The sequence below is a fragment of the Kovacikia sp. CALU 1929 genome (genome assembly GCF_056784235.1).
The window spans coordinates 1-22438 of the sequence record NZ_JBXBCF010000056.1; the positions used below are offsets into that span (position 1 = coordinate 1).

Below are 22438 nucleotides of genomic sequence, written 5' to 3' on the forward strand. Positions count from 1 at the left end.
ATTAAAATTAGATAAGTTGATTCAATGAGAGACCGCTTGAGATTTAGTCACTTATTTACTTGATGACTATGACAGAGAATCAATTCTAATATTTTCCGTTATCACATTAGTCAAGATCCAATCCCACTAAAACCGTGAATTTATCAATACTCTCTAGTACTAAGATTGGGTACATGGGTGGAGTTGTTGGTGGGTAGACGGGTGTCATTAGTGTTTGGTCACTTTAAGTTCATCATTCGTCCTTCGTAAATTTCATTTGTAATTGTTCATTTTGTATTTACAGATAACAAACAAAGGAGTCCCCCTACCGATTACCTTCACAACTCTCAACCATCACCTCTCAACCCTCAACTCTCAACCCTCAACGCTCAACTCCCGAGACCCACCTTCTTACCCCTCACTCTTAATGAACAGCGACCAACTCGCCCGTTACATCGAAGCAACGAATAGTATTTCCAAGCCGTGGCTGTTGGTGCAGCTTCGTGTCAAGAAATTGCAGGAGGGCAAGGATGATATGCCGGAAGCTGAGTACCTGCAACAATTAGAAGACCTTCACAAGGACTTGATGAACCTGGGCGAATGGTGGGTTGGTATCGAAGATGAGGTGTTTTAGGCATGGCCCGCCGTAAAAAACCACCGACGACTGAGATTAATCTGGCGGATCCCCAGTACTACTTCAACCGCGAAGCCAGTTGGCTGGAGTTTAATAACCGGGTGCTGCATGAAGCCTTTGACCCCCGCACGCCATTGCTGGAGCGACTCAAGTTTCTGGCAATTTTTAGTGCCAACCTGGATGAGTTTTTCATGGTGCGGGTGGCGGCATTAAAACAACAGGTAGAAGCCCAGGTGACGAAATTAACCCCAGATGGGAAGTCACCCCAGGAACAGCTTGACCTGATTGGGCAGCGCTTGCGTCCGATGGTGATGAAGCAGCACCAACACTTTGAGCAGGCGCTACGTCCACTTCTGGCAGCCCAGGGCATTCATTTACTGGACTATATCGATCTGAATCAGGAGCAACGCACCTACCTGCAAAGTTACTTTGAGGAGCAAATTTTTCCAGTGCTGACACCACTGGCGATCGATCCTGGGCATCCCTTTCCCTACATTTCCAACCTCAGCGTCAATCTGGCAGTAGTGATTAAAGATCCCGTGACCGGCGAAGACCTCTATGCCAGGGTAAAAGCGCCCAACATTTTACCCCGTTTTTTGCCGTTGCCGGAGGAGTTACGGGTTCAGCAGAAGGATGTGCCCGCCATCTGGACGGCAGTTCCCCTGGAGCAGGTGATTGCCCACAACCTGGAGTCCCTCTTTCCGGGTATGAACATCCAGGAATACTATCCGTTCCGCATTACCCGCGATACGGACCTGGAACTGGAAGAAGATGAGGCAGATGATTTGCTGCTGGCGATCGAACAGGAGTTACGCAAACGGCGCTTTGGTGGTTCCATCGTGCGCTTAGAAGTCCACACTTCTACCCCCGAAGTAGTGCGGGAAATGCTGCGTCAGGAGATGGATTTAAGCGAAAACGATGTCTATGAAGCAGAAGGAATTCTTTGCCTGCGCGACCTGTTTGCCTTGACTGACCTGCCGCTACCTGAACTGCGTGACCCGGTCAGGACTTCGACAGTGCCCTCGCGGTTGCGCAAAGGAGGGGATTTTAGTAGTGAGGATGGTCCGATTGAGCTGGAAGAGGACTTTTTTGCGGTTCTCCGCAAGCATGATGTGATGGTGCACCATCCCTATCACTCCTTTTCCAGCACAGTGCAGCGGTTTATTACCCAGGCAGCCTATGACCCCGATGTGCTGGCAATTAAAATGACCCTTTATCGCACCTCTGGCGATTCACCCATTGTCAATGCGCTGATTGCAGCGGCAGAAAATGGCAAGCAGGTGTCTACTCTGGTCGAGTTGAAAGCCCGGTTTGATGAGGAAAATAATATTAACTGGGCACGCAAACTGGAGAGTGTGGGTGTCCATGTGGTCTACGGTCTGGTCGGCTTAAAGACCCACACGAAGGTGGTGTTGGTAGTACGACGAGAAGACGGACGCATTCGACGCTATGTCCATGTGGGCACCGGCAACTACAACCCCAAAACGGCTCGTCTCTATACAGATGTGGGGTTGTTAAGCTGTCGTGAGGAGCTAGGGGCAGATCTGACAGATTTGTTCAACTATTTGACCGGCTACTCTCGCCAGCAGTCCTATCGCCGCTTGCTGGTCGCCCCGGTCAGTTTACGCGATCGCATGCTTGCCCTGATTCGGCGTGAGATTACCCACGCCCAGGAAGGACACCACGCCCGCATCGTTGCCAAAATGAATTCCCTGATTGACCCTGCCATCATTACCACCCTTTATCAGGCATCCCAGGCAGGGGTGCAAATTGACCTGATTGTGCGCGGTATGTGTTGTTTACGTCCGCAGCTACCGGGCGTTAGCGATAACATTCGCGTCGTCAGCATCGTTGGACGCTTCCTAGAGCATTCGCGCATCTTCTACTTTCATAACCAGGGCGAGGAAGAAGTCTTCATCGGCAGTGCTGACTGGATGCCGCGCAACCTAGATCGGCGGGTCGAAGCGGTAGTACCGATTGAGGACAAAGCGATCGCCAAAGATCTCGAGGAAATTCTCGGCATCATGCTGGCAGACAACCGACAGGCATGGGACTTACAGCCCGACGGTCGCTATGTCCAGCGCCGTCCCACCGGAGACAGCCCAGAACAGAGTTCTCAACGGATTTTAACCGAGATGGCGCATCAGCATGGGTAAGCCACCTGTTCCAATTTATTAAGAGAAGTGCTTCCTAAGTAGAAGGAATTGTTATCTGCTGCCACAATGATCTGCAAGGCGCAAGGGTTGGTTTAAAAGCCTACAGCTACTTACGGGACGTTTGTGATGCCGAACAATCCGCTGTTTTACCCATTGGCTGATTCGGTGAAAGTAGGGGACTTTCGTGACCAGGTGCAGATTGCCCTGGCGATCGCAGATGCCCCCATGCTGAAATCACTGTTGGCAGACTGCATTCCCCCCATCGTAGACGCGAACCATATTCGGACAATTTCGACGGAAATTGGAGTGCCGACCAATCACCAGCAAGCAGCCGATGGCGTTTTACAGTTTGAGGCAGTCAAATGTGTGCTGGCAGATTCCCAGCAGCCAGTCGAATTGCGATCGACCCCAAGCGGTTGGGCGCGTGATAGCCGGGAACTGGCAAAGCTAACCCGCCATGAATCAGAAATGCAAACGCTGGGGCAAAATCTAGCCTTAGCACCTACGGTTTCCCTCCTGGCAGAGTCGGGCTTTGTCCCCAAACAAGTGGAAGATATTCTGCGGTTGCCCCACGATGCCTGGTACAAGTCATGGTGGTATACGATCGATGCCAATGGTCACTTCACCATTCCATTCCTCCGCCACATGCGTACTCTGCATTATCCCGATGGCACCCTTACCCTCCAGTACAAAGACTTTTTTGAGCAAGACAAACCGACCTGCTTTACCTGTCTGGCTCAAAGCGTTTTAGTCGTGGTTAAACTGGATGGTCAGGGCTTTGGTGAAACGTTGAAGCAAATTAACTACCAGCGCGAGGCATTGGGGATTCGGCAGGCAGTGCTGATTTGCAATACTATTTCTGAAATGGAGGCACGGGGATGCATTAGTCAGAACATCAGCGTGTATCCGGCAGTAGAACTGGTGCTACCAACGCGATCGGACTGTACCCACTGTGGGCGTAAAGAATGTGCCATGAATGGGCGAGAAAACTCTCCTGTTGCCATGTGCTATGGTTACTTACCGGAAAGTGAGTTTGTTTAGACATCGGTGATCCAGGAGTTTACTAAACATGCGTTACATTTGTACCGTTTGTGGATATGTCTATGATCCAGAAGAGGGCGACCCAGACAGCGGAATTGAACCCGGCACTGCATTTGAAGACATCCCCGCAGACTGGGTCTGCCCCGTTTGCGGAGCCACAAAGGAGGACTTTGAGCCAGAAGAGGTGTGAGGTGTCAGGTGTCAGGTGGTCAAGTTAACGTAGTTGGTTGTTAGTTACAGGATGTGCAACTCATTTGCCCTCATCCCCACCCTTCTCCCCGATGAGAAGGGCTTTCAGACATTTGCTGTCCCCTCGAAAGGGCTAGGGTGTAGCTTGCCTGCCAAAGGGTGGGCAGTTCTTGCAGGCATTTCAGCAAAGTCGCCCATCGCATTATGTTGTTGGTGATTAGAAGGTCAATCTCACAACCAACCATTCACCTCCGATTACCCATTACCCATTACCCACCCTCTAACTCTCAACTCTCAACTCACCCCCTCCCTCCTCCTATCCCCTAATTCTCTGTTGCCTAATCAATCCCTAAATGTTGTTGTCATCGGTGGGGGAGCGGCTGGATTCTTTGCCGCGATCGCCTGTGCTGAGAGCCATCCCCACACCAGAGTTACCTTACTGGAAGCTTCTCCGCCAACCCTTGTCGAAGGTGCGGATCTCTGGTGGAGGGCGCTGTAATGTGACCCATGCCTGCTTTGACCCTGCCCTGCTGGTGCAACATTACCCCCGTGGTGGCAAGGCTCTACGGGGAGCGTTTACCCGCTTTCAGGCGCGGGATACGGTTGCCTGGTTTGAGTCGCGGGGGGTGAGGTTAAAGACTGAGACGGATGGACGCATGTTTCCAGTCACCGATGACTCGGCAACGATTATGGAGTGCTTGCTCCAAGCCGTTAAGGAAAACCGAGTCAAACTGTGGGCAGGGGCGGCGGTGAAGTCAGTAGTGCGTCAGACAGAAGGGTTTCAGGTGCAGTTGAAATCTGGAGAAGAGTTTGAGGCAGATCGGGTGTTGCTGGCGACGGGGAGCAGTCCGGCGGGGTATGCGATCGCCCGCTCGCTGGGACACCAGATTGAACCTCCGGTGCCTTCCCTGTTTACCTTCACCATCTCTGATGCACGATTACGTGATCTGGCGGGGGTGTCCGTCAACGTTGCTGATTTGCGTCTACAGGTGGGGGAAAAGACCCGGTTTGAGCAAACTGGACCTCTGCTGATTACCCATTGGGGGCTGAGTGGTCCCGCTGTGTTAAAGCTTTCTGCCTGGGGAGCCAGAGAACTGTATAACCAACACTATCGGGCAGAGCTATTCATTAACTGGCTTCCCCAGTACAACCCAGAAACCCTGCGGCGGGATTTACTGAAAGTCAAGTCCCAGTTACCACAGCGAACGGTTGCAGCAAACTGCCCCGTTCCCATCCCCCGTCGCCTTTGGGAGCGGTTAACAGCTCATATTGGAGTCAAAGAGGGCGATCGCTGGGCAGAACTCTCTAACAAGACCATCAATGCCCTGATTCAGGAACTCACCCGTGGCCAGTACTCCATCACCGGCAAAGGGGTTTTCAAAGAAGAGTTTGTCACCTGCGGTGGTGTGAGCCTGAAGCAAGTAGATTTTAAGACGATGGAAAGCCGCCTATGCCCTGGGCTGTACCTGGCAGGCGAAATCCTCGACATTGATGGTGTTACTGGCGGCTTCAACTTCCAGAGCGCCTGGACAACGGGCTGGTTGGCAGGTCAGGCAATGGGAAGTTAGCCATTTATAAGTTATCTGCAATTGCATTTCAAAAGGGTGATGCTGAATAGCCGTATGAATTGGAACAAAGTTTCAATTCATACAACTTCTAATTCATAACCAAAAGCAGCAACGCCTTCAAAAGTGCTTGTGCAACAGAAGGCTAACGGTAAACTGGTGCGACGAGTAACCCACTGATCCCAGAGTGCAAGAAAAACAGCCCAAAAACCAACGAAACAACAATGCTAATTGGACGGCTATTTCTGGTTAACCAGGCTGAAAGCTTAGTGAGTAAAAATTTCGAGCGTTCGGGCATGAGGATACGAGTCAAGATCGGCAACAGCAGCAAGGACTCAGCCAGCAAAATGAAGAGTAAGTAGGCGATCATGCTAGATGGCTGACCCAATTGCGCTGCTGCGATCGTAGCCAGGGCGCTGAGGGTAAAAACCCATAACTTCACTGCAATCAATGGTAGTCCGAGTCCAACCCCAAAAGCCTTCAGCGGAGTTAAGCTGTCAATCATGGTTAACCCTTTGGGCGGTAGATCATCCGGATCATCCTCCCCGCGCCATTTTTTGTAGGCGACAATCAGTAAGAGAATGCCAAGCACCAGGAGCAACGTTGAGATCACCGGATTCTTACTGGTACCTCCCTCAGTCACTGCCGTAGACCCGGACAGGATCAAACTGAAAACTAATCCCTGCAACAGACGTGTGATGGTCATTCCAGTGACATAAGCTACAGCCTTGAACAGTCCCTGCTGAGGGCTTTTCAGGAGCAACAAGCCAATAATTATTTGCAAAGGCACGACAGCACTGCCGATGATATAGGGTAGGAGCGAAATGAGCACGGTTTCCATAGAAAACTTCCTATCTAGCGATAGAACTTGCTGGTCTCCAACCTTTGCAAGTCTCACCGTATAATGCAGCTACCGATGAGTACAAGGATGATGGTTATGAGTTAAGAGCAACCATTCTATTTGATTGTAAGAGAATTTGATTGATATTTAGCTGGATTGACTACTTTGACGATGACTCAGGTGATTTCTACAAAAGAAGAAGGGTCAGTCAGTAAAAAGTGAACCTATTTTAGAATTGCTCTTCAAGGGCCAATAAATACTAAAAATACTTCCCTGACTTGGCTCACTCTGCACTTGAATCATTCCTTGGTGGGACTGTACGATCGCTTGGGCAATCGCTAAACCCAAGCCAGATCCTCCTGTATGACGCGAGCGATCGCTATTGACGCGGTAGAAGCGATCGAAGATACGTGCTTGCTCTTGGGATGGAATACCGATTCCCGTATCTTGAACCTGAATCACTGTGCGGTGATCGTCTCGCTTCAGATGAACGATAACCTTGCCACCAGCGGGAGTATATTGAATGGCATTCGTGATCAGATTAGCAACCAGGCGATAGAGTTGCTCCTCGCTGCCAAGTACCATAATCGCTGTGTCTGTCTGAATGTCTGCGGTGAGTGAGATGTTAGAAGCCAGGGCGAGTGCAGAAAACTCTTCAACCAAATCATTCACTAAATCATTGAGATTACAAGGCTCCTGCTTAGCAGGAAATCTCTGTAGATCCATGCGGGAGAGGAGCAACAGATCATGAACCAGCCTGGATAAGCGGTTGGTTTGGCGTTCGACTGTACGCAGCGTATCCCAAGCATCGGTATCCGTTGCCTCTGGGACAAGGGTTGATTCCAAATTTGCTTGGATTGCCGCTAACGGCGTTCGGAGTTCATGGGCAGCATCGGCAGTAAATTGTTGCATTTGCCGGTAAGACCGATAGACGGGTTGCATCGCTTGTCCAGCAAGCCACCAACTGGCAACAACCACAAGAAACATGGCACTGGGCAAACCAATCAGCAGAATCAATCGAACCCAAACCATATGTCCATCAATGTCAGAGAGCGATCGCCCCACCTGCATATATCCCCAAGGAGCATGATTTATAGTTTTAAGCATGAGGGAGAGTTGCCGATAACGGTTACCATCGGATGCTTCCAGTGTTTGCCAGGTTTCAGTTTCAATCTGAATTGGTAAATTGGTTGGAACCTGCCCCCCATCCGCTATCAAGTGTCCAGATAGGCTGATGAAGCGAATGTAATAGCCATTTTCTTGAAAAACACCCAGGTAGTGTAAGGCTGTGGAGTTATACGAACAGGTTGTTCCAACCACACAAAGGGATGAAATAAATTTCTTTACAATAGGTTCTAACCTGCCCGGTTCTTGCAGGGAGGCTTCTAGCCCATCATGTAGCGTTCCAGCCACCGACTCGATCCGGTGGTTTAACTCGGAGACATAGCTATGGGTCATTGCTTCATAAAACACTACCGCACAGAGTGTGAGAATAACTCCCATCGTTCCGGCGTATAGCCCCGCCAGGCGCAGTCGAGTAATATGAAAAACCTGACTATGCTTCATGGTTTATGTTGCATGAGTATTGAGTTTGTAGCCCATGCCGTAAACGGTTTCAATGAGATGATTGTAGCCATACTCTGTCAGCTTTCGCCGCAACAGACGCATTTGAGCCGCAACTACATTACTGTTGAAATCTGCTTCTGTCCGCCAGATACGACCGATGATTTGGTTACGAGAGAGAATTTGATTGGGGTGCTGCATAAAGTATTCCAGTAATTGAAATTCTTTGGCAGTGAGGGGAATATTCTGTAATTCTCCTGTGTTTGTGGAAATTGAAACCGTTGACGTGGCGTAATCGAGTAAGAGGTTGTCAACTTGAAGTTGGGGTGGTTGAATTTGTAGCGATCGTCGTTGCAATGCCCGCAGTCGTGCCAATAACTCTGTCATGCCAAACGGCTTAACTAAGTAGTCATCGGCTCCAGCGTCCAGTCCAATCACGCGATCTTCTATCCGATCTCTTGCCGTTAACACTAAGACAGGCAGAGGACTTTTATTTGCCCGAAGCCGTTGGCACAATTCAATCCCTGATAACCCTGGCAATAACCAGTCAAAGATGGCAACCGTGTACTGATTCCAGCCGTTCTCCAGGAATTGCCACGCTTCTGTGCCATCCTTCACCCAATCCACGACATATTTCTCGCGTTTAAGCGATCGCTCCAACGCTGCACCCAGATCGGGTTCATCTTCAACCAACAAAACCCTCATTAGCGTTAAGTTATCTACTGGGTAAAACTGAACCGTGCATTCACCTTTTCACCCTTGATATCCGTTAAGATTACAACTTTATATTCTCCAGAAGCCTTTGCTGGCAACATCGCCGCGTAATGTTTTCCCTCGGCATCATATTCAAAATTAACGTTCTGCTGAGAACCATCCGGTAGCTGAATCTGACCTTTAACGATTGCCCCTTCCACTGTTTCATGCGAATCACCCGTTTGGAGAAACAAATCTAAGTGGGTGCCACTGGCTTCGGGTAAAGCCACGAACTCCAGATGATAAGCCCCTGTTTCAACCACCTGTCCCCCCTGCTTTGGTGCAGAATGATCCGTTGCCGGGGAGGCAGCCGCAGATTCAGTGACGGGAGAACTGGCGACAGAGGGACTTGCCGCAGGCTTTGAAGTTGCGGTTTGATCGCCTCCGCTAGCACAGGCTCCTAACAACAGCCCTAGACTGGCAACAACGATGGCAAAGGATTGATTGAATTTCATCGGTTTAACCTGCTGTAGAAAATGAAAAAATGAAATTGAATTTACGCGATCGGAACTTTGTCAGGAACAGAATCCTGAAAGACATCAGTTTGAACGGATGTTGCCACTTCTTTGGGAATTAGATATCGCCCAAACAGCGAGTAGAGGGCAGGCAAAACTAACAGTGTGAGAGCCGTAGACGTAAACAATCCTCCCAGCACTACGATCGCCAACGGTTGTAAAATTTCTTTTCCGGCTCCAGTCCCAATGATGAGGGGAACCATACCCAATGCCGAGGTCAGTGCTGTCATCAGAATGGCTACCAGTCGTTCCATTGAGCCGTCAACAATTACCGCTTGGAGTGGCATTCCCTGTGCCAGTTTGTTGTTGTAGCTGTCCACTAACAGCAAACCGTTACGGGTAGCGATGCCAAACAGGGTGATAAAGCCGACCAGTGAGGCAACCGAAACAATCCCACCACCTAATGCAATTGAAAAGATACCGCCTACTAAAGCAAGGGGCAGATTGATCATGATCATTAAAACCCCGGCAACAGACTTAACAGCGAAGTACATGAGGATGGAAATCACAACAATTGCCAACCCGCCAAACACCAGCAAATTCTGGCTTGCCCGCTGTTCTGACTCAAACTGTCCACCGTATTGGATAAAGTACCCAGCAGGCAGTTGCACCGTTTCCCTTGCCCTAGACTGGATTTCTTCAACCACAGACCCTAAATCTCGTCCAGCTACATTGGCAGACACCACAATTAAACGAGACACATTCTCACGGTTGATCGTGTTGGGTCCTGTTCCGTAATCAATCTGGGCAACTTGAGCCAGGGGAATTTTCTGTCCAGTGGGGGTGTCAATCAGCAGGTTGCGAATCGTATCCAGGCTGCTTCGAGAACTTTCCTCCAGCCACACTAGCAGGTCAAATAATTGCTGTTGTTCTAGAACTTGAGAGACAACGCGACCGTTAAGTGCCGTTTCAACAATCTCAGAAATTTTCCCCACCGTTAGACCATAACGAGCTGCTGCTGAGCGATCGAACTGGATCTGCACCTGCCGAATGGGAACTTGCGGCTCCAGTTGCAAATCAACTAAGCCATCTACATCCCGAATCGCGGTTTCGACCTCGCTGCCAAGGTTGCGGAGTTCATTGAGATCGGGTCCAAAGATTTTGATGGCGATCGCACCTCGCACACCCGATAACACCTCATCCATCCGGTGAGTAATAAAACCACCTACACTGGGCGCAACCCCTGGAATCCGAGCAAATTCCTCACGAATCTTTTCCAATGAGGCTTCGCGGTTTTTTAAGCCCTCACGACTCAATTCCACATCTAAGTGCCCCAGGTTCACCCCGCCTGCATCCGCATCTCCAGGGGCACGTCCCGCTCGTAATTGCACGGTGGCAAAGCGTGGATCATCCTTGAGCGCTGCTTGCATCGCCAGCCCAGATTGGTTGGTTGCCTCTAAAGAAACGCCGGGATATAGCACCATGGCATTAACTAGAGAAGGCTCTTGAAATTCAGGTAAAAATACTCGTCCCAAACTGGAAAACACAACCAGAGACGCAACCAACGACGCAACCGCCATCATCAGCACAATTTTGGCGCGCCGCATCGCAAAAGTAAGGGCAGGTCGGTAGATCCGCTGAGAAAAGGCTGCCACCCAGGTTTCATCACTGGGAAGGGGATGATTGGCTAGTAGGATGGCACACAGCGCGGGTGAGAGGGTCATTGCCACAAAGGTAGAGGCAAAGATAGACACCAGGTAGGCAACGCCCATCGGTGCAAAAATTCGCCCCTCTACTCCTGTAAGGCTGAAAATCGGCGCAAAAACTACCGCAATAATCACAGTTGAAAAAATAACGCTGACACGCACTTCTACAGAGGTGTCATAAACCACCTTAAACGGATGTTCTGGAGTCCCTGCTAACTGATTCTTTCGCAATCCTCGATAGGCATTTTCCATATCCACAATGGAATCGTCTACCACCGAGCCGATTGCCACTGCCAATCCACCCAGAGTCATGGTGTTGATGCCCTGCCCAAAGGCATTCAAAATCAACATTCCCACCAGAATGGACAGAGGAATGGCACTGAGGGTAATCACAGCCGTGCGCCAATTCATTAAGAACAGCAGTAGAATCACTGCAACAATAATCGTGCCGTCGCGCAATGAGCTGATAACATTTTCGATCGAGGCTTCAATGAAGTTGTCCTGGCGGAATGTTTCTGTCACCGTTACATCTTCAGGCAGTCCGGCTTTCACCTCTACCATTGCCCGATCGATCGCCCGTGTCACCGTCGGCGTGTCATTCATGGGCTGCTTATTCACCACCACAATAATGGCGGGTTGACCGTTAAAGCTGCCATCTCCTCGCTTGAGAGCTGCTCCTACTTTGACTTGGGCAACATCGCGCAGCAGGACTGGCTTGCCATCGCGAGCCGTTACAACCGATGCCCCCAGTTGATCGATCGATTCCAGTCGTCCCACGCCTCGAATGATCATTTCCTGATCTGAAGTTGTCAGAAAACCTCCAGCCGCATTGACATTGGCAGCTTCTGCGGCTTCCGTCACCTCTTGCAGTGATACGTTGAAGGCAGCCAGCTTCGCCGGAATGACTAAGACCTGGTATTGCCGTACATCACCACCATAGGCAATCACCTGAGACACCCCTGGAACCGCCAGCAACCGATTGGTGACAGCTCGATCCACTAAGCTTCGCACCTCCATCAACGGCGTTGTTTCTGCGGTGAAGGCATACATTAATACCGTTCCAATGGGAGAAGAAACGGGAGAAATTTGCGGCGTTCCTACGCCCTCTGGCAGCTTTTCCTGCACTTGCTGGAGCCGTTCTGCCACCAGTTGCCTGGCGCGATAAACATCCGTGCCCCAATTGAAGATCACCTTCACCACTGAGATACTGACCCCAGAGGACGATCGCACCGTTTCCACTCCTGGAGTACCATTCACCGCACTCTCGATCGGCAAGGTAATCAACGCCTCTACTTCTTCAGGTGCCAGTCCCGGTGCTTCTGTTTGAATTTCAACTTGGGGTGGTGCAAAGTCAGGAAACACATCCAGTGGCATTTGGGTGAGGTTGTAGATGCCCAAAACAGTGACGATCACTGCTCCAATCACCACCAGCCACCGTTGGACGATCGACCATTTCAAAATTGTGTTAAGCATAACTATCAATCTTTAGTCGCTGCATCTTGTGAGTGAACCTCTGGTTTGTAAACGCCAGGTTCGCCCAGAGACGATATAGCAGCGTGATGCCCGTTGTAAGAATGGTCTCCAGGGGCTAATCCTCCCGTAGCTGGTACGATTCGCTTCTGATGCTGCCGATTTGACCAGAACACCCCTGCGGCAAAAGTCCCGATCACCAGTGCCCCACCTCCGGGAATCACAACCCACCAGGGCAAGCTGCCCCTGGTGACAGGAGCTTCTGTTACTTCAGCGGGTTCTGATTCCTCCTTCGCAGACCCGCCCCGTAGCGATTGGGCATAGAGCTGGTTAGCCCGTTGGGTGACGAGGCAATCGCCTTCAAATAATCCACTTTTTACTTCGACTAAATTCCCCGCTTGCCGACCCAGTACGACCTCGACAGGTTGGAAGCGGCTGCCATTCTGAACGAAAACAAGCTGCTGACCGTTTGCCTCAACGATGGCTGACCGAGGAATCGTAACAACAGGTTGGGGGGTGCGAGCCGTGAGTACTTCTAATTCGGCAAACATGCCTGGCTTGAGTACCCCATCTCGATTGTCTAACGCTGCCCTTACAGGTACAACCCGGCTTTCTCCTTCCACGACCGATCCAATCGTGGTGATTCGCCCTTCAAAGATTTGATTCGGCAGGCTCGCTATCGTAACCCGTACCCGTTGTCCCTGGGAAACCTGGTTCAAATCTTTTTCGTAAATATTAGCGGTGGCAAGGACGGTGCGATCGTCCACAATCGACATCAAAACCGCACCTGCATCCTGTGATGACTGGCCAAGGGTGACTTCACGAGTGGCGATCGTCCCCGCAATGGGAGCTTTAATGGTGATTGTGCCGTCTGAATTCGCTTCTGCACCTAACTGTTGCAAGCGGGTTCGGTAAGTACCTGAGCTGAGCTGGGCACGAGATTGAGCCACCTGAAGGGCAGTTTGAGTGCGTGACACCTCGGTTTGGGCTGCCAACACATCTAACCGACTTTCAGCCCTCGTCACTACTTGTCGCGCCGATGCCAAACGCCCTTCTGACTCTAAAAATTCCCGTCTGGGAATGGCTCCTTGCTCGGCGAGTTCCTGATCGCGGTCATATTGCTCTTGAGCGACTCTCAATTCGGTTCTTGCCTGATCAATGGCAGTCTGGGCTATTTTCTGCTGGCGATCGTAATTTTGCTGAGCTAATCCCAAGTTGGCTTTAGCTTGCTGCACATCTCCCTGCCGTTCTGCGGAATTTTCTAATGCTGTAACGCGCAGTTCTGCTAGTTCGCCGCTAGTGATTACTGCTAAAGGTTGTCCGACTTTAACCGTATCTCCTGGCTCCACAAGTAGCTTGACAACCGTTCCACCAACAGGATTTGTTACCTCGACCCTGCGACCAGGAGAGGCTTCAATTTGCCCAGTTGCCTGCACACCAAATGCTAAAGATTGACGAGTGACAGGCTCAACTTTCAACCCAATCCGTTCTGCGGTTGTGCTGTCTACTGCGATCGCGCCTGCTGGTTGAGTTGACTGATTTTGATGGAATTCATCACCATGCCCTGCATGAGCCAATACTTCAGCCGAAGTTGCCAATAACAGTAAGCTAAGACACGTTCCAGCAACGCGATCTCTCGTTAGTAGATTAGAGCGTTTGAGAGTAAGAGCCATCGGCCATTTCCTGGAGCAGAGATAACGGTGCAAGTTGAGAACTGATAACGATTTGATTTGAAAATGCGACAGATGTAACCCCTCCCAACCTCCCCTTGGTAAAGGGAGATGCCGAAGGCGGTGGGATTATGTGCAGCGTTCACGGTTTAAATTGGTATGAACAATGATTGAAGAGCAGTATTACAGGTAAATATAAAATCAGGATGAAATTTTACCCGCTGATCCGCCTATAGTCTGAGCCACATGATCCCAGCGTCGCAACCCTGCCTTCGGGATTTTCAACCCAAGCTATGGTCTGGCATGGTTTGCGGGTAGCGCCTTAATGGGTATCACCTGATTAAGAAGATTTTCAGCAATGAAAATACCAACTTACTGTCTCATTAATATTCAGCTAAATTCATCAAATACTCTTAGGTAGTACTTTTGAAATCTCAGCATTCCAGTATGCAAGCTTATTTCCGTAGGTAGGAGATTGATTCATCAGCCTTTTCCAAGTCCCATTGGCAGCGCCACTAGGGTGGGGAGTGCGCCTGAGAATTTCACGAGAACCCTTATGATGCAAGCCATAGGGAGTACCAAGTCTTATCTGTTCAGAAGCTTGATCACTTTTAGAATCTTGACCAAGGATCATGATCGTGGGTTTACCATCTATTCCACTATCTAAGTCAAAGAGACTTGGCAAGTGTACGGCAATTACAGGGGGTATTTCATATGTCTTTTGAAACTCTTTATACTCGCTCTTGAAGAAACTGCGACTGACAAAATGAGATGGCCACCCATCTTTATCGAAATCGTCAATTATTTCTTTGTAGAGTAATTCTAGCTCTGCTTTTGTTGTGTCAAAGATATTGCAAAGCAGTTCCGATATCGCATCAAATTCTTGATTCTTAAATTTTGAGAAAGTAAGATTGACAGCCACTTTAAATCACTACTCAGTGCAAAAACTCACCTTTCTACCCTGATTTCAACAGCAAGGTAACCAACGAAGTAATCGACTTTTGGGGCTTTTGTCGATCAATCAGCCTTTACCCACTGAATGAAATTGATGTTTCTACAAAAAGCCTTCTCGTTCCAACTCCTCAATGATCTGTAAACCGCGTGGGTCTCCCAGCTTCAGGAGGGCAGAGCGGGAGTCTTCTCGCACACCCAGATCATTATCCTCTGCAAAGGTTTCCAGTAGAGCATCCACGGCAGTGCCATAAACCACGTTGGAAGGGAGTTCCCGGCAAAGCTGCCCCACAGACCAGGCACAGTTGCTACGCACAGCAGCAACCGGGTCTTGCCGCATCGCCTCAATCAACGGTGGTATGGAAGCGATTACAGCGTCATAGCCCACGGCAGCCATCTGTGCCAGGGCACTAGCCGCCCACAGGCGAACCGCAGAAATATCGGTTTTAAGGGCATCCATTAGAGTGTCTTGAGCGCGGCGATCGCGGCAATTCCCCAATGCCCACACCACCCCTTTTCGGACATAACCGTTGAAATCCTCGTCATACTGCTTGATCAAGGATTCAACCGCATCATGGCTGGGATTTCGCCCCAAGCCATAGGCAGCACTCACTCGCACCAGAGGACACGAATCGGTCAGGAGCCGGATCAGGTGAGGCACTGCGCGATCGTCTTGGAGTTCGCAAAACGCCCGTGCTGCCAGCATCCGCTGGTTTGGTTCAGGCGACTGCAACAGCAATAGCATCTCTTCCGGGTCGGGCTTCGGCTCCTCCGACTCGGCATCCACAGGCTGCATGTGATCTAGCGGGCTTTCCAGATCACTCTCAAGATCAAGGACAGTCAGATCATCGTCATCATACATACTGTCACTTTACCGCACAGAGGGTTAGCCGTTAGCAGTCGGATGAAAGATCTGGTGTCGGGGTGGAGGGAAGTGAGGAGTGAGTAGGGAGAAGGGAGGAGTGAGTAGGGAGGAGAGGCTTCAAGTTAGCAGTTTTTAGTGATCAGAGGTTTAATCTAATAACCAACCAGTAACCCCCGATTACCTACAACCGATTAGCCATAACCCAATGGCACTGAAATAAGCGGAAACATACGAGTGACCGCACGTTTCCATCATCCATCCCTCTCATTCCAATGCCTTGCCTTGGAATGGCAACCCTGGAGGCTTTGCCTCTATCAGTGCTAGAGGCAAAGCCTCTTAGTCAGTGTTCCCAGGCTGAGCCTGGAGAACAAGGTAAACTCTCAACTCAAAACTCTCAATTCTCAACTCAAAACTCTCAACTCAAAACTCTCAACTTTCAACCCCTCCCCCTCCCAAGCCTAAGCTGCCAAAACAATCGTTCAACAGCTCCCGATTTAAGGAGTTGTACTTGGTTTGCCCTTCCTTCCGCACCTGGAGAACTCCCGCTTCTGCCAGGGTTTTGGAGTGGTGGCAAAAGAGGGCAAGGCTGATTCCTAACTGCCCAGCAATTTCTGAACCGCTCAACTCATTCTGGTGCGCTAGCATTTCGACTATCTTCAGGCGAGTAGGGTCAGACAGGGCAGCAAAAATTTTTGCCCGTTGTTCTGTGTCGGCTTGGCTGAGGGAAAAAGGTAACGGCATCGATTCTGGCATGGCGATCGCAATAGCTGACTAGCTCTTACTACTATCTCATGCTGGCAAGGCAATAAAATAGTTAAACAACTACTTGACTATCTTTAAGTTAACCTATTATCATCTTAGTTAAATGGTTGTTTAACCACTTGGGTTAAACAATTTGTATGGTTACCAAATTGACTCGACTCCCTTCAGCAGAGTTTTGGTCGTTACCACCCATATCTGCCAATGGGAGGTTGGGTTCAATGGCAAGAAATGAAAGGAGTTCCCTTATGAATGCCAACACGCTGAAACTGACAGACCACAACTTTAGAGACCAGGTTCTTGCCAGCGCTGTCCCGGTGCTGGTGGATATCTGGGCTACCTGGTGTGGACCCTGTCGATTAGTCGGGCCGATGGTTGACGCGATTGCAGATGAATTTTCTGGACGGGTCAGGGTTGGCAAGCTGAATGTGGATGAGAATCCAGAAACCGCTTCCAGATACGGAGTTGAGGCAATTCCGACCCTGTTGTTCTTCCAGAATGGACAGGTGGTGGATCGGTTGGTGGGTGTGACAACCCAGTCCGCGATCGCCGAAAAGCTAAACTTCATCTTGGAACAAACACTTCCCTCTTCCCAGCAAGTTGCTTAAATCCTGACATTTCAGGAAATATGCCCTGGTTTCCCTGATTCCCCTGATTCCCTTGACTGCCTGAATCAGGGGGTAGATTTCGCCCGATTAGAAATTGCCCTAACATCCACAAACGACCACTTGAGATTGGAGAAATTGCATGAGCGCTGAAAAAACGATGCTTTCGCCGGTTCGTCTGGGTGCTTACGAACTGCCAAACAGACTTGTCATGGCTCCCCTGACTCGGAACCGGGCTGGGGTAGGAAATGTACCGGGTCCTTTAAACGCCACCTATTATGAACAGAGAGCTTCCGCCGGATTAATTGTGACCGAAGCTACGCAGATTTCGCCCCAGGGCATGGGCTATCCCAGCACACCAGGTATTTATTCCCCAGAGCAAGTGGAAGGATGGCAACTGGTGACAAATGCAGTCCATGCTAAAGGAGGACGTATCTTCCTGCAACTGTGGCATGTCGGGCGGATTTCCCACCCGTCCCTGCAACCAGAAGGCGCTTTACCTGTCGCCCCTAGTGCAATCGCCCCTGAAGGCGACGCCTCCACCTACAGCGGACCGCAGCCCTTTGTCACACCCCGCGCTTTAGCGATCGAAGAGATTCCCGGTATTGTTGAAGACTACCGGAAAGCGGCGGAAAACGCGCTCAAAGCTGGTTTTGATGGGGTAGAGATTCACAGCGCCAACGGTTACTTGCTGGATCAATTTCTGCAAGACGGCACCAACCACCGGACAGACGAGTATGGCGGCTCGATTGAAAATCGGGCACGCTTCCTGATGGAAGTGGTGGCAGCCGTCACCAGTGTTTGGGGAGGCGATCGCGTCGGCATCCGCCTATCTCCCAGCGGCGTATTCAACAGCATGTCTGATTCCACCCCCAAAGCGCTGTTTACCTACGTGGTGAACGAGCTAAACCGCTTTAATCTGGCGTACCTGCACCTGGTGGAGCCCCGCGCCAATGAAACCGCATCCCCAGAACAGCAGGAACTAACCTGCGGCTATTTCCGCTCGGTCTACCAGGGCACCCTGATTTCTGCCGGTGGACATGACCAGGAGACCGCCGAACAGGCAATCGCCAGCGGAGATGCCGATCTAATTGCCTTTGGCAGACTCTATATCTCCAATCCCGACCTGGTAGAACGGTTTGCCCAGAACGCCCCCCTGAATCCCTACGATCGCTCCACCTTCTACGGCGGCGACGAAAGGGGATATGTTGACTATCCATTTCTGGAATTGCAGACCGCGTGAGGGAGTAGGGGAATGGGGGAGTTTTGAGTTGATAATGAGAGTTAGAAGGGGGGCAGAGGAGCAGAGGAGCAGAGGAGCAGTTGAGAGTTAAGAATGACCAGTGACCAGTGACCAATGACCGATGACCAATGACCAATCCGGCTTGCCTTTCTCTACCAACTACCAACCTCTTCCCCCTCTCCCTCCCAGCGATCGCTTTGTTTTCGTTACAATTTTTAATAGAAACAATCCTTATGTGGCTATGAATCAGCGATCGCCAGAACAAACCTCCCTCCTCCGCTCCCCCTCCCCCTTGCCCCCCTGGCAGATCAAACTCCTGTATGACGGCGCATGTCCCCTTTGTATGCGCGAAGTCAACTTTTTAAGAAAGCGGGATGCAGGGCGGGGTTTGGTTGAGTTTGTGGATATTGCCCAGGATGACTATGCCCCCGAAAGTCACGGTGGGGTTGACTTTGAAACGGCAATGGGTCGCATTCATGCGGTGCTTCCCGATGGCACTGTAGTTAAAAACGTAGAGGTGTTTCGGCGCGTGTATGAAATCCTGGGCATGGGCTGGATCTACGCAGTGACAAAGGTGCCTGTCATTGGTGGGATTGCCGACTGGCTCTACGGAATTTGGGCAGATTGGCGCTTACGCCTGACTGGACGGCCCGATCTGGCAACGATCGCCGCCGATCGCCAGCAACGCCTCGAGTGCAGCACCGAAGGACGTTGTCGTCTATAGATATTTAGACTCTGAAAAAGGTGGTGCTGAATAGCAGTATGAATTGGAACGAAGTTTCAATTCATACAACTCTCAATTCATACCCAAAATCAGCAACGCCCTGAAATACGGTTGAGGCTAAGAGATGACAGTCGGAGTTTGGGTATTAGGCGATCAGCTATGGGCGGGACAGTCAGCCTTACAAAGCTGTGTGGATGAGCAGGCAAACACCCCAGTGATTTTTATTGAATCACTCAGTCATGTTCAGGCGATACCCTATCACCTGCAAAAGGTCGTGCTGGTTTGGTCTGCCATGCGTCACTTTGCTGAGGAACTGCGGCAGGCAAACTGGCAGATCAGCTATTACCGCACGGCTGAAAACTTTCACGACCCGCTCAGGGAATGGATTAAGCAGCAAGGGATTACTGAATTGCGGCTGATGGCTCCCAGCGATCGCCCCTTTGCTCAATTGATTCAGTCCCTCGACCTCCCCTGCCAGGTCACTTTAATTCCGAACAATGGCTTCCTCTGGAATGTACAAGACTTTCAATCCTGGGCAAGCTCCCGTAAACGCCTGCTGATGGAAGACTTTTACCGGGAAAGCCGCCGCCGTTTTCAGGTATTGATGGATGGCAAACAGCCCATCGGTGGACGCTGGAATTTTGATCAGGAGAACCGAAAACCGCCTAAGGGAGGCTTAAAAACCCCAAAAGCCCTATGGTTTGAACCCGATGCCATCACTCAAGACGTGATTGACTGGATCAAGCACAGCGATCGGTTTCAACTGCATCAGGAATACTGGCAAATTGAACCGTTTCGGTGGGCTGTAACCCGCCAGCAAGCACTGGAAGTCCTGGATTTTTTCATCCATACCCGCCTGCCCGGTTTTGGGCCTTACCAGGATGCCATGGTCACAGGAGAAATGACAATGTGGCATAGCATGATTTCTCCCTACATCAATTTGAGCTTGTTGCACCCCTTAGAAGTCGTACAAGCCGCCGAGCAGGCTTATCTGGAAAACCAGAATGACTGGAACCTGAGCAGTGTCGAAGGCTTTATTCGTCAGGTCATGGGCTGGCGAGAATATATGCACGGGGTCTATCACCTCACAGATGAAGACTATTCCCAGCGCAACTGGTTTGACCACACCCATCCCTTACCTGGATTTTTCTGGACTGGGGAAACGGACATGAACTGTTTGCATCAAACCCTGAGCCAGGTTAAGCAGACCGGCTATGCCCATCACATTCAGCGGCTGATGGTGTTGAGTAACTTTGCCCTGATTGCGGGACTGTCTCCCCAAGCCGTAGAGTCCTGGTTCCATGCCGCTTTCATTGATGCCTATGACTGGGTCATGCAAACCAATGTGATTGGGATGGGGCTGTTTGCCGATGGTGGTGTACTGGCATCCAAACCCTACGCGGCATCTGCCAATTACATCAATCGCATGAGCGATTACTGTCGTCAGTGCAGGTACAGTGCCCGCGATCGCATTGGCGACAACGCCTGCCCTTTCAACTTCTTCTATTGGGACTTTCTGGACCGCCATCGAGAACAACTCAATTCGCAGGGGCGCATGAGCTTCATCTTGAAAAACCTGGATAAAATCTCACCGGAAGAACGACAGGCAATTCGCCAGCAGGCAACCGAATGGCACCTCCATAAATCCTGACTTTTTCCAGCGTTTGCAAAACTTATCGTTAACCAGAGTTTTCCCCACAGTTTCCACAGGCTTTCCACAGGCTTTCCACAGATCCCTCAGGGTTTTCCACAGTTTTCTAAAAGTTTTCCACAAGGAACGACGAAGAAATCGGTTTTTGCTTGTTTTTAGGCGATTGCAGAAAAGCAGGCTGATCGGGGGCATGAGGATTGTAAGTTGTAAATGTTTGTAACGGGGATCGGGCTGAAATGCCGATTCATTCGTGAGCGGCTTTTTAGCCCGCCTCAGTTTGAACTAACTCGCATCATTGACAAGGTTGCCTGATCACGAACAAAATGAAGCACTTACGCCTTAACACGAGGGCTGGGAGCGAGAGCGAACGGTTCTGTTAAGGAATTCCACAAACGCAATTTTATCCGTGGCGACGGGTCCACCCAGACATTTTTGCTTCAGTCACAACAATGGTTGGCGTTGCTGATTTTGGGTATGAATTAGAAGTTGGATGAATTGGAACGAAATTTCAGTTCATGCGGCTATTCAGCACCACCCCATTGTTAAAGCCCGTCTTTGCAGAGAGCATTCATTTTGTGGAATTCCCTTAACCCGTCAAAGTAACCAATTGAGTTGCTTTGTTGATGCTCTAGCGCTGGTGTTGGTGTAATTTGCCTGCTGTTTGCCACAGGGTGCAAATTAGCGTTTATGTATCAGCTAGCTACCTGCCCCAAGTATTATCTGAGGTTTTCATGAACACAACCGTCAGCATCCTGGCAGAGATTCCAGAGGAACTCCACATGGCACTCACACGCTATTTAGAAACTCACCCTGATTGGGATCAGGATCGTGTGTTTGCCGCTGCACTGTCCCTCTTTTTGTTGCAGAATGGAGATTGCGATCGCCAGGCTGCACGGGTCTATCTTGACTCTGTATTTAAACAGGCGGTTTGAAGATTTTGAAGAGGTTTTTTCATGGCTTATTACTGGTATAAGGCATTTCACATTGTTGGGTTTGTCACCTGGTTTGCCGGTTTGTTTTACCTGGTGCGGTTGTTCGTATACCACGCTGAGGCAAATGACAAGCCAGAGCCTGCCCGCAGTATTTTGAAAGAGCAGTATGAGCTGATGGAAAAACGCTTGTACAGCATCATTACTACACCAGGGATGCTGTTGACTGTGGCAATGGCGATCGGGCTAGTTTCCACACAATCCGAAATCCTCAAGCAACCCTGGTTGCATGTCAAAATTGGGTTGGTGTTGCTATTGATTGGCTATCACCACTACTGCAAACGGATCATGAAACAGCTTGCAGCCGGAGAGTGCAAAATTACAGCACAACAGTTCCGTTGGTTGAACGAAGCACCCACTATTTTTCTGGTTGTGATTGTAATGCTGGCAATTTTCAAGAACAATCTGCCAACGGATTTAACGAGCTATGTCGTAGCAGGTATGGTAATCGCATTTGCTGTCAGTATTCAGCTTTATGCGCGCAAACGGCGATTGGATAGGGAACAGGCAGAAGCCGATGACCTGGCAAGTGCGGCAGGTTCTTAAAATTCTGCTCCTGTTCAATACTAAATCCAGGAAGTTTTTGCATATACCTTAAAGAAATATTTCGGACAGTTTTTGTGAAAATG

General features: G+C 50.1%; 22 protein-coding genes. 12 read left to right on the forward strand and 10 right to left on the reverse strand.

Going from position 1 to position 22438, the window contains the following annotated elements; genetic code table 11:
• The first annotated feature begins 406 nt into the window (after positions 1–406).
• The 4 genes from AC1S52_RS05925 to rd all read left to right on the forward strand — a co-directional run bounded on the left by AC1S52_RS05925 (position 407) and on the right by rd (position 4000).
• On the forward strand, positions 407–613 hold the full coding sequence (locus tag AC1S52_RS05925) for a hypothetical protein (protein ID WP_482028088.1): 207 nt from the start codon (positions 407–409) through the stop codon (positions 611–613).
• A 2-nt stretch (positions 614–615) separates the two neighbouring features.
• Positions 616–2769 carry a polyphosphate kinase 1 gene (gene ppk1 / locus AC1S52_RS05930; RefSeq protein ID WP_482028089.1) on the forward strand — a complete coding sequence of 718 codons (2154 nt, stop codon included), beginning with the start codon at positions 616–618 and terminating at the stop codon, positions 2767–2769.
• 126 nt (positions 2770–2895) lie between these two features.
• Positions 2896–3810: a hypothetical protein gene (locus tag AC1S52_RS05935; RefSeq protein WP_482028090.1), complete on the forward strand. Its 915-nt coding sequence runs from the start codon at positions 2896–2898 to the stop codon at positions 3808–3810.
• Between the two features lie 28 nt (positions 3811–3838).
• A complete protein-coding gene (rd, locus tag AC1S52_RS05940) occupies positions 3839–4000 on the forward strand; it encodes a rubredoxin (RefSeq protein WP_482028091.1) in 162 nt (53 codons plus the stop codon).
• 70 nt (positions 4001–4070) lie between these two features.
• On the opposite strand, the gene AC1S52_RS05945 is transcribed toward rd, so the two are convergent.
• Positions 4071–4202: a hypothetical protein gene (locus AC1S52_RS05945; RefSeq protein WP_482028092.1), complete on the reverse strand. Its 132-nt coding sequence runs from the start codon at positions 4200–4202 to the stop codon at positions 4071–4073.
• Positions 4203–4333: 131 nt separating this feature from the next.
• Here AC1S52_RS05945 and AC1S52_RS05950 point away from each other — a divergent pair, with 131 nt between their 5' ends.
• On the forward strand, positions 4334–4498 hold the full coding sequence (locus AC1S52_RS05950) for an FAD-binding protein (RefSeq protein WP_482028093.1): 165 nt from the start codon (positions 4334–4336) through the stop codon (positions 4496–4498).
• Between the two features lies 1 nt (position 4499).
• A complete protein-coding gene (locus tag AC1S52_RS05955) occupies positions 4500–5567 on the forward strand; it encodes a BaiN/RdsA family NAD(P)/FAD-dependent oxidoreductase (protein WP_482028094.1) in 1068 nt (355 codons plus the stop codon).
• A 142-nt stretch (positions 5568–5709) separates the two neighbouring features.
• On the opposite strand, the gene AC1S52_RS05960 is transcribed toward AC1S52_RS05955, so the two are convergent.
• From AC1S52_RS05960 to AC1S52_RS06000, 9 genes are all read right to left on the reverse strand, one after another.
• On the reverse strand, positions 5710–6405 hold the full coding sequence (locus AC1S52_RS05960; protein ID WP_482028095.1) for a GAP family protein: 696 nt from the start codon (positions 6403–6405) through the stop codon (positions 5710–5712).
• A 204-nt stretch (positions 6406–6609) separates the two neighbouring features.
• On the reverse strand, positions 6610–7971 hold the full coding sequence (gene rppB / locus AC1S52_RS05965; protein WP_482028096.1) for a two-component system sensor histidine kinase RppB: 1362 nt from the start codon (positions 7969–7971) through the stop codon (positions 6610–6612).
• A gap of 3 nt (positions 7972–7974) precedes the next feature.
• Complete coding sequence (gene rppA, locus AC1S52_RS05970; RefSeq protein WP_482028097.1) at positions 7975–8661, reverse strand: two-component system response regulator RppA; 687 nt, start codon at positions 8659–8661, stop codon at positions 7975–7977.
• A gap of 26 nt (positions 8662–8687) precedes the next feature.
• A complete protein-coding gene (locus tag AC1S52_RS05975) occupies positions 8688–9176 on the reverse strand; it encodes a hypothetical protein (RefSeq protein WP_482028098.1) in 489 nt (162 codons plus the stop codon).
• Positions 9177–9217: 41 nt separating this feature from the next.
• Complete coding sequence (locus AC1S52_RS05980) at positions 9218–12355, reverse strand: efflux RND transporter permease subunit (RefSeq protein WP_482028099.1); 3138 nt, start codon at positions 12353–12355, stop codon at positions 9218–9220.
• Positions 12356–12360: 5 nt separating this feature from the next.
• Positions 12361–14025, reverse strand: a complete 1665-nt coding sequence (locus AC1S52_RS05985; protein ID WP_482028100.1) for an efflux RND transporter periplasmic adaptor subunit — start codon at positions 14023–14025, stop codon at positions 12361–12363.
• A 400-nt stretch (positions 14026–14425) separates the two neighbouring features.
• Positions 14426–14944, reverse strand: coding sequence for a hypothetical protein (locus AC1S52_RS05990; protein ID WP_482028101.1), 519 nt, complete (start codon positions 14942–14944; stop codon positions 14426–14428).
• A 132-nt stretch (positions 14945–15076) separates the two neighbouring features.
• Complete coding sequence (locus AC1S52_RS05995) at positions 15077–15835, reverse strand: HEAT repeat domain-containing protein (protein ID WP_482028102.1); 759 nt, start codon at positions 15833–15835, stop codon at positions 15077–15079.
• Between the two features lie 432 nt (positions 15836–16267).
• Positions 16268–16591: an ArsR/SmtB family transcription factor gene (locus AC1S52_RS06000; protein ID WP_482028103.1), complete on the reverse strand. Its 324-nt coding sequence runs from the start codon at positions 16589–16591 to the stop codon at positions 16268–16270.
• A 227-nt stretch (positions 16592–16818) separates the two neighbouring features.
• On the opposite strand from AC1S52_RS06000, the gene trxA reads away from it, so the two are divergent.
• The 6 genes from trxA to hemJ all read left to right on the forward strand — a co-directional run bounded on the left by trxA (position 16819) and on the right by hemJ (position 22355).
• The gene (gene trxA / locus AC1S52_RS06005) at positions 16819–17205 is read left to right on the forward strand and encodes a thioredoxin (protein ID WP_482028104.1); all 387 of its coding nucleotides are present in this window, start codon (positions 16819–16821) and stop codon (positions 17203–17205) included.
• 139 nt (positions 17206–17344) lie between these two features.
• Positions 17345–18445, forward strand: coding sequence for an alkene reductase (locus AC1S52_RS06010; RefSeq protein ID WP_482028105.1), 1101 nt, complete (start codon positions 17345–17347; stop codon positions 18443–18445).
• A 121-nt stretch (positions 18446–18566) separates the two neighbouring features.
• Entirely contained in the window at positions 18567–19169 is a 603-nt protein-coding gene (locus AC1S52_RS06015) for a thiol-disulfide oxidoreductase DCC family protein (protein WP_482028106.1), read from the forward strand.
• A gap of 124 nt (positions 19170–19293) precedes the next feature.
• Positions 19294–20820 carry a cryptochrome/photolyase family protein gene (locus AC1S52_RS06020; RefSeq protein WP_482028107.1) on the forward strand — a complete coding sequence of 509 codons (1527 nt, stop codon included), beginning with the start codon at positions 19294–19296 and terminating at the stop codon, positions 20818–20820.
• Positions 20821–21551: 731 nt separating this feature from the next.
• Positions 21552–21752, forward strand: a complete 201-nt coding sequence (locus tag AC1S52_RS06025; protein WP_482028108.1) for a DUF2811 domain-containing protein — start codon at positions 21552–21554, stop codon at positions 21750–21752.
• Positions 21753–21773: 21 nt separating this feature from the next.
• Positions 21774–22355, forward strand: a complete 582-nt coding sequence (gene hemJ / locus AC1S52_RS06030; protein WP_482028109.1) for a protoporphyrinogen oxidase HemJ — start codon at positions 21774–21776, stop codon at positions 22353–22355.
• The last annotated feature ends 83 nt before the right edge of the window (positions 22356–22438 follow it).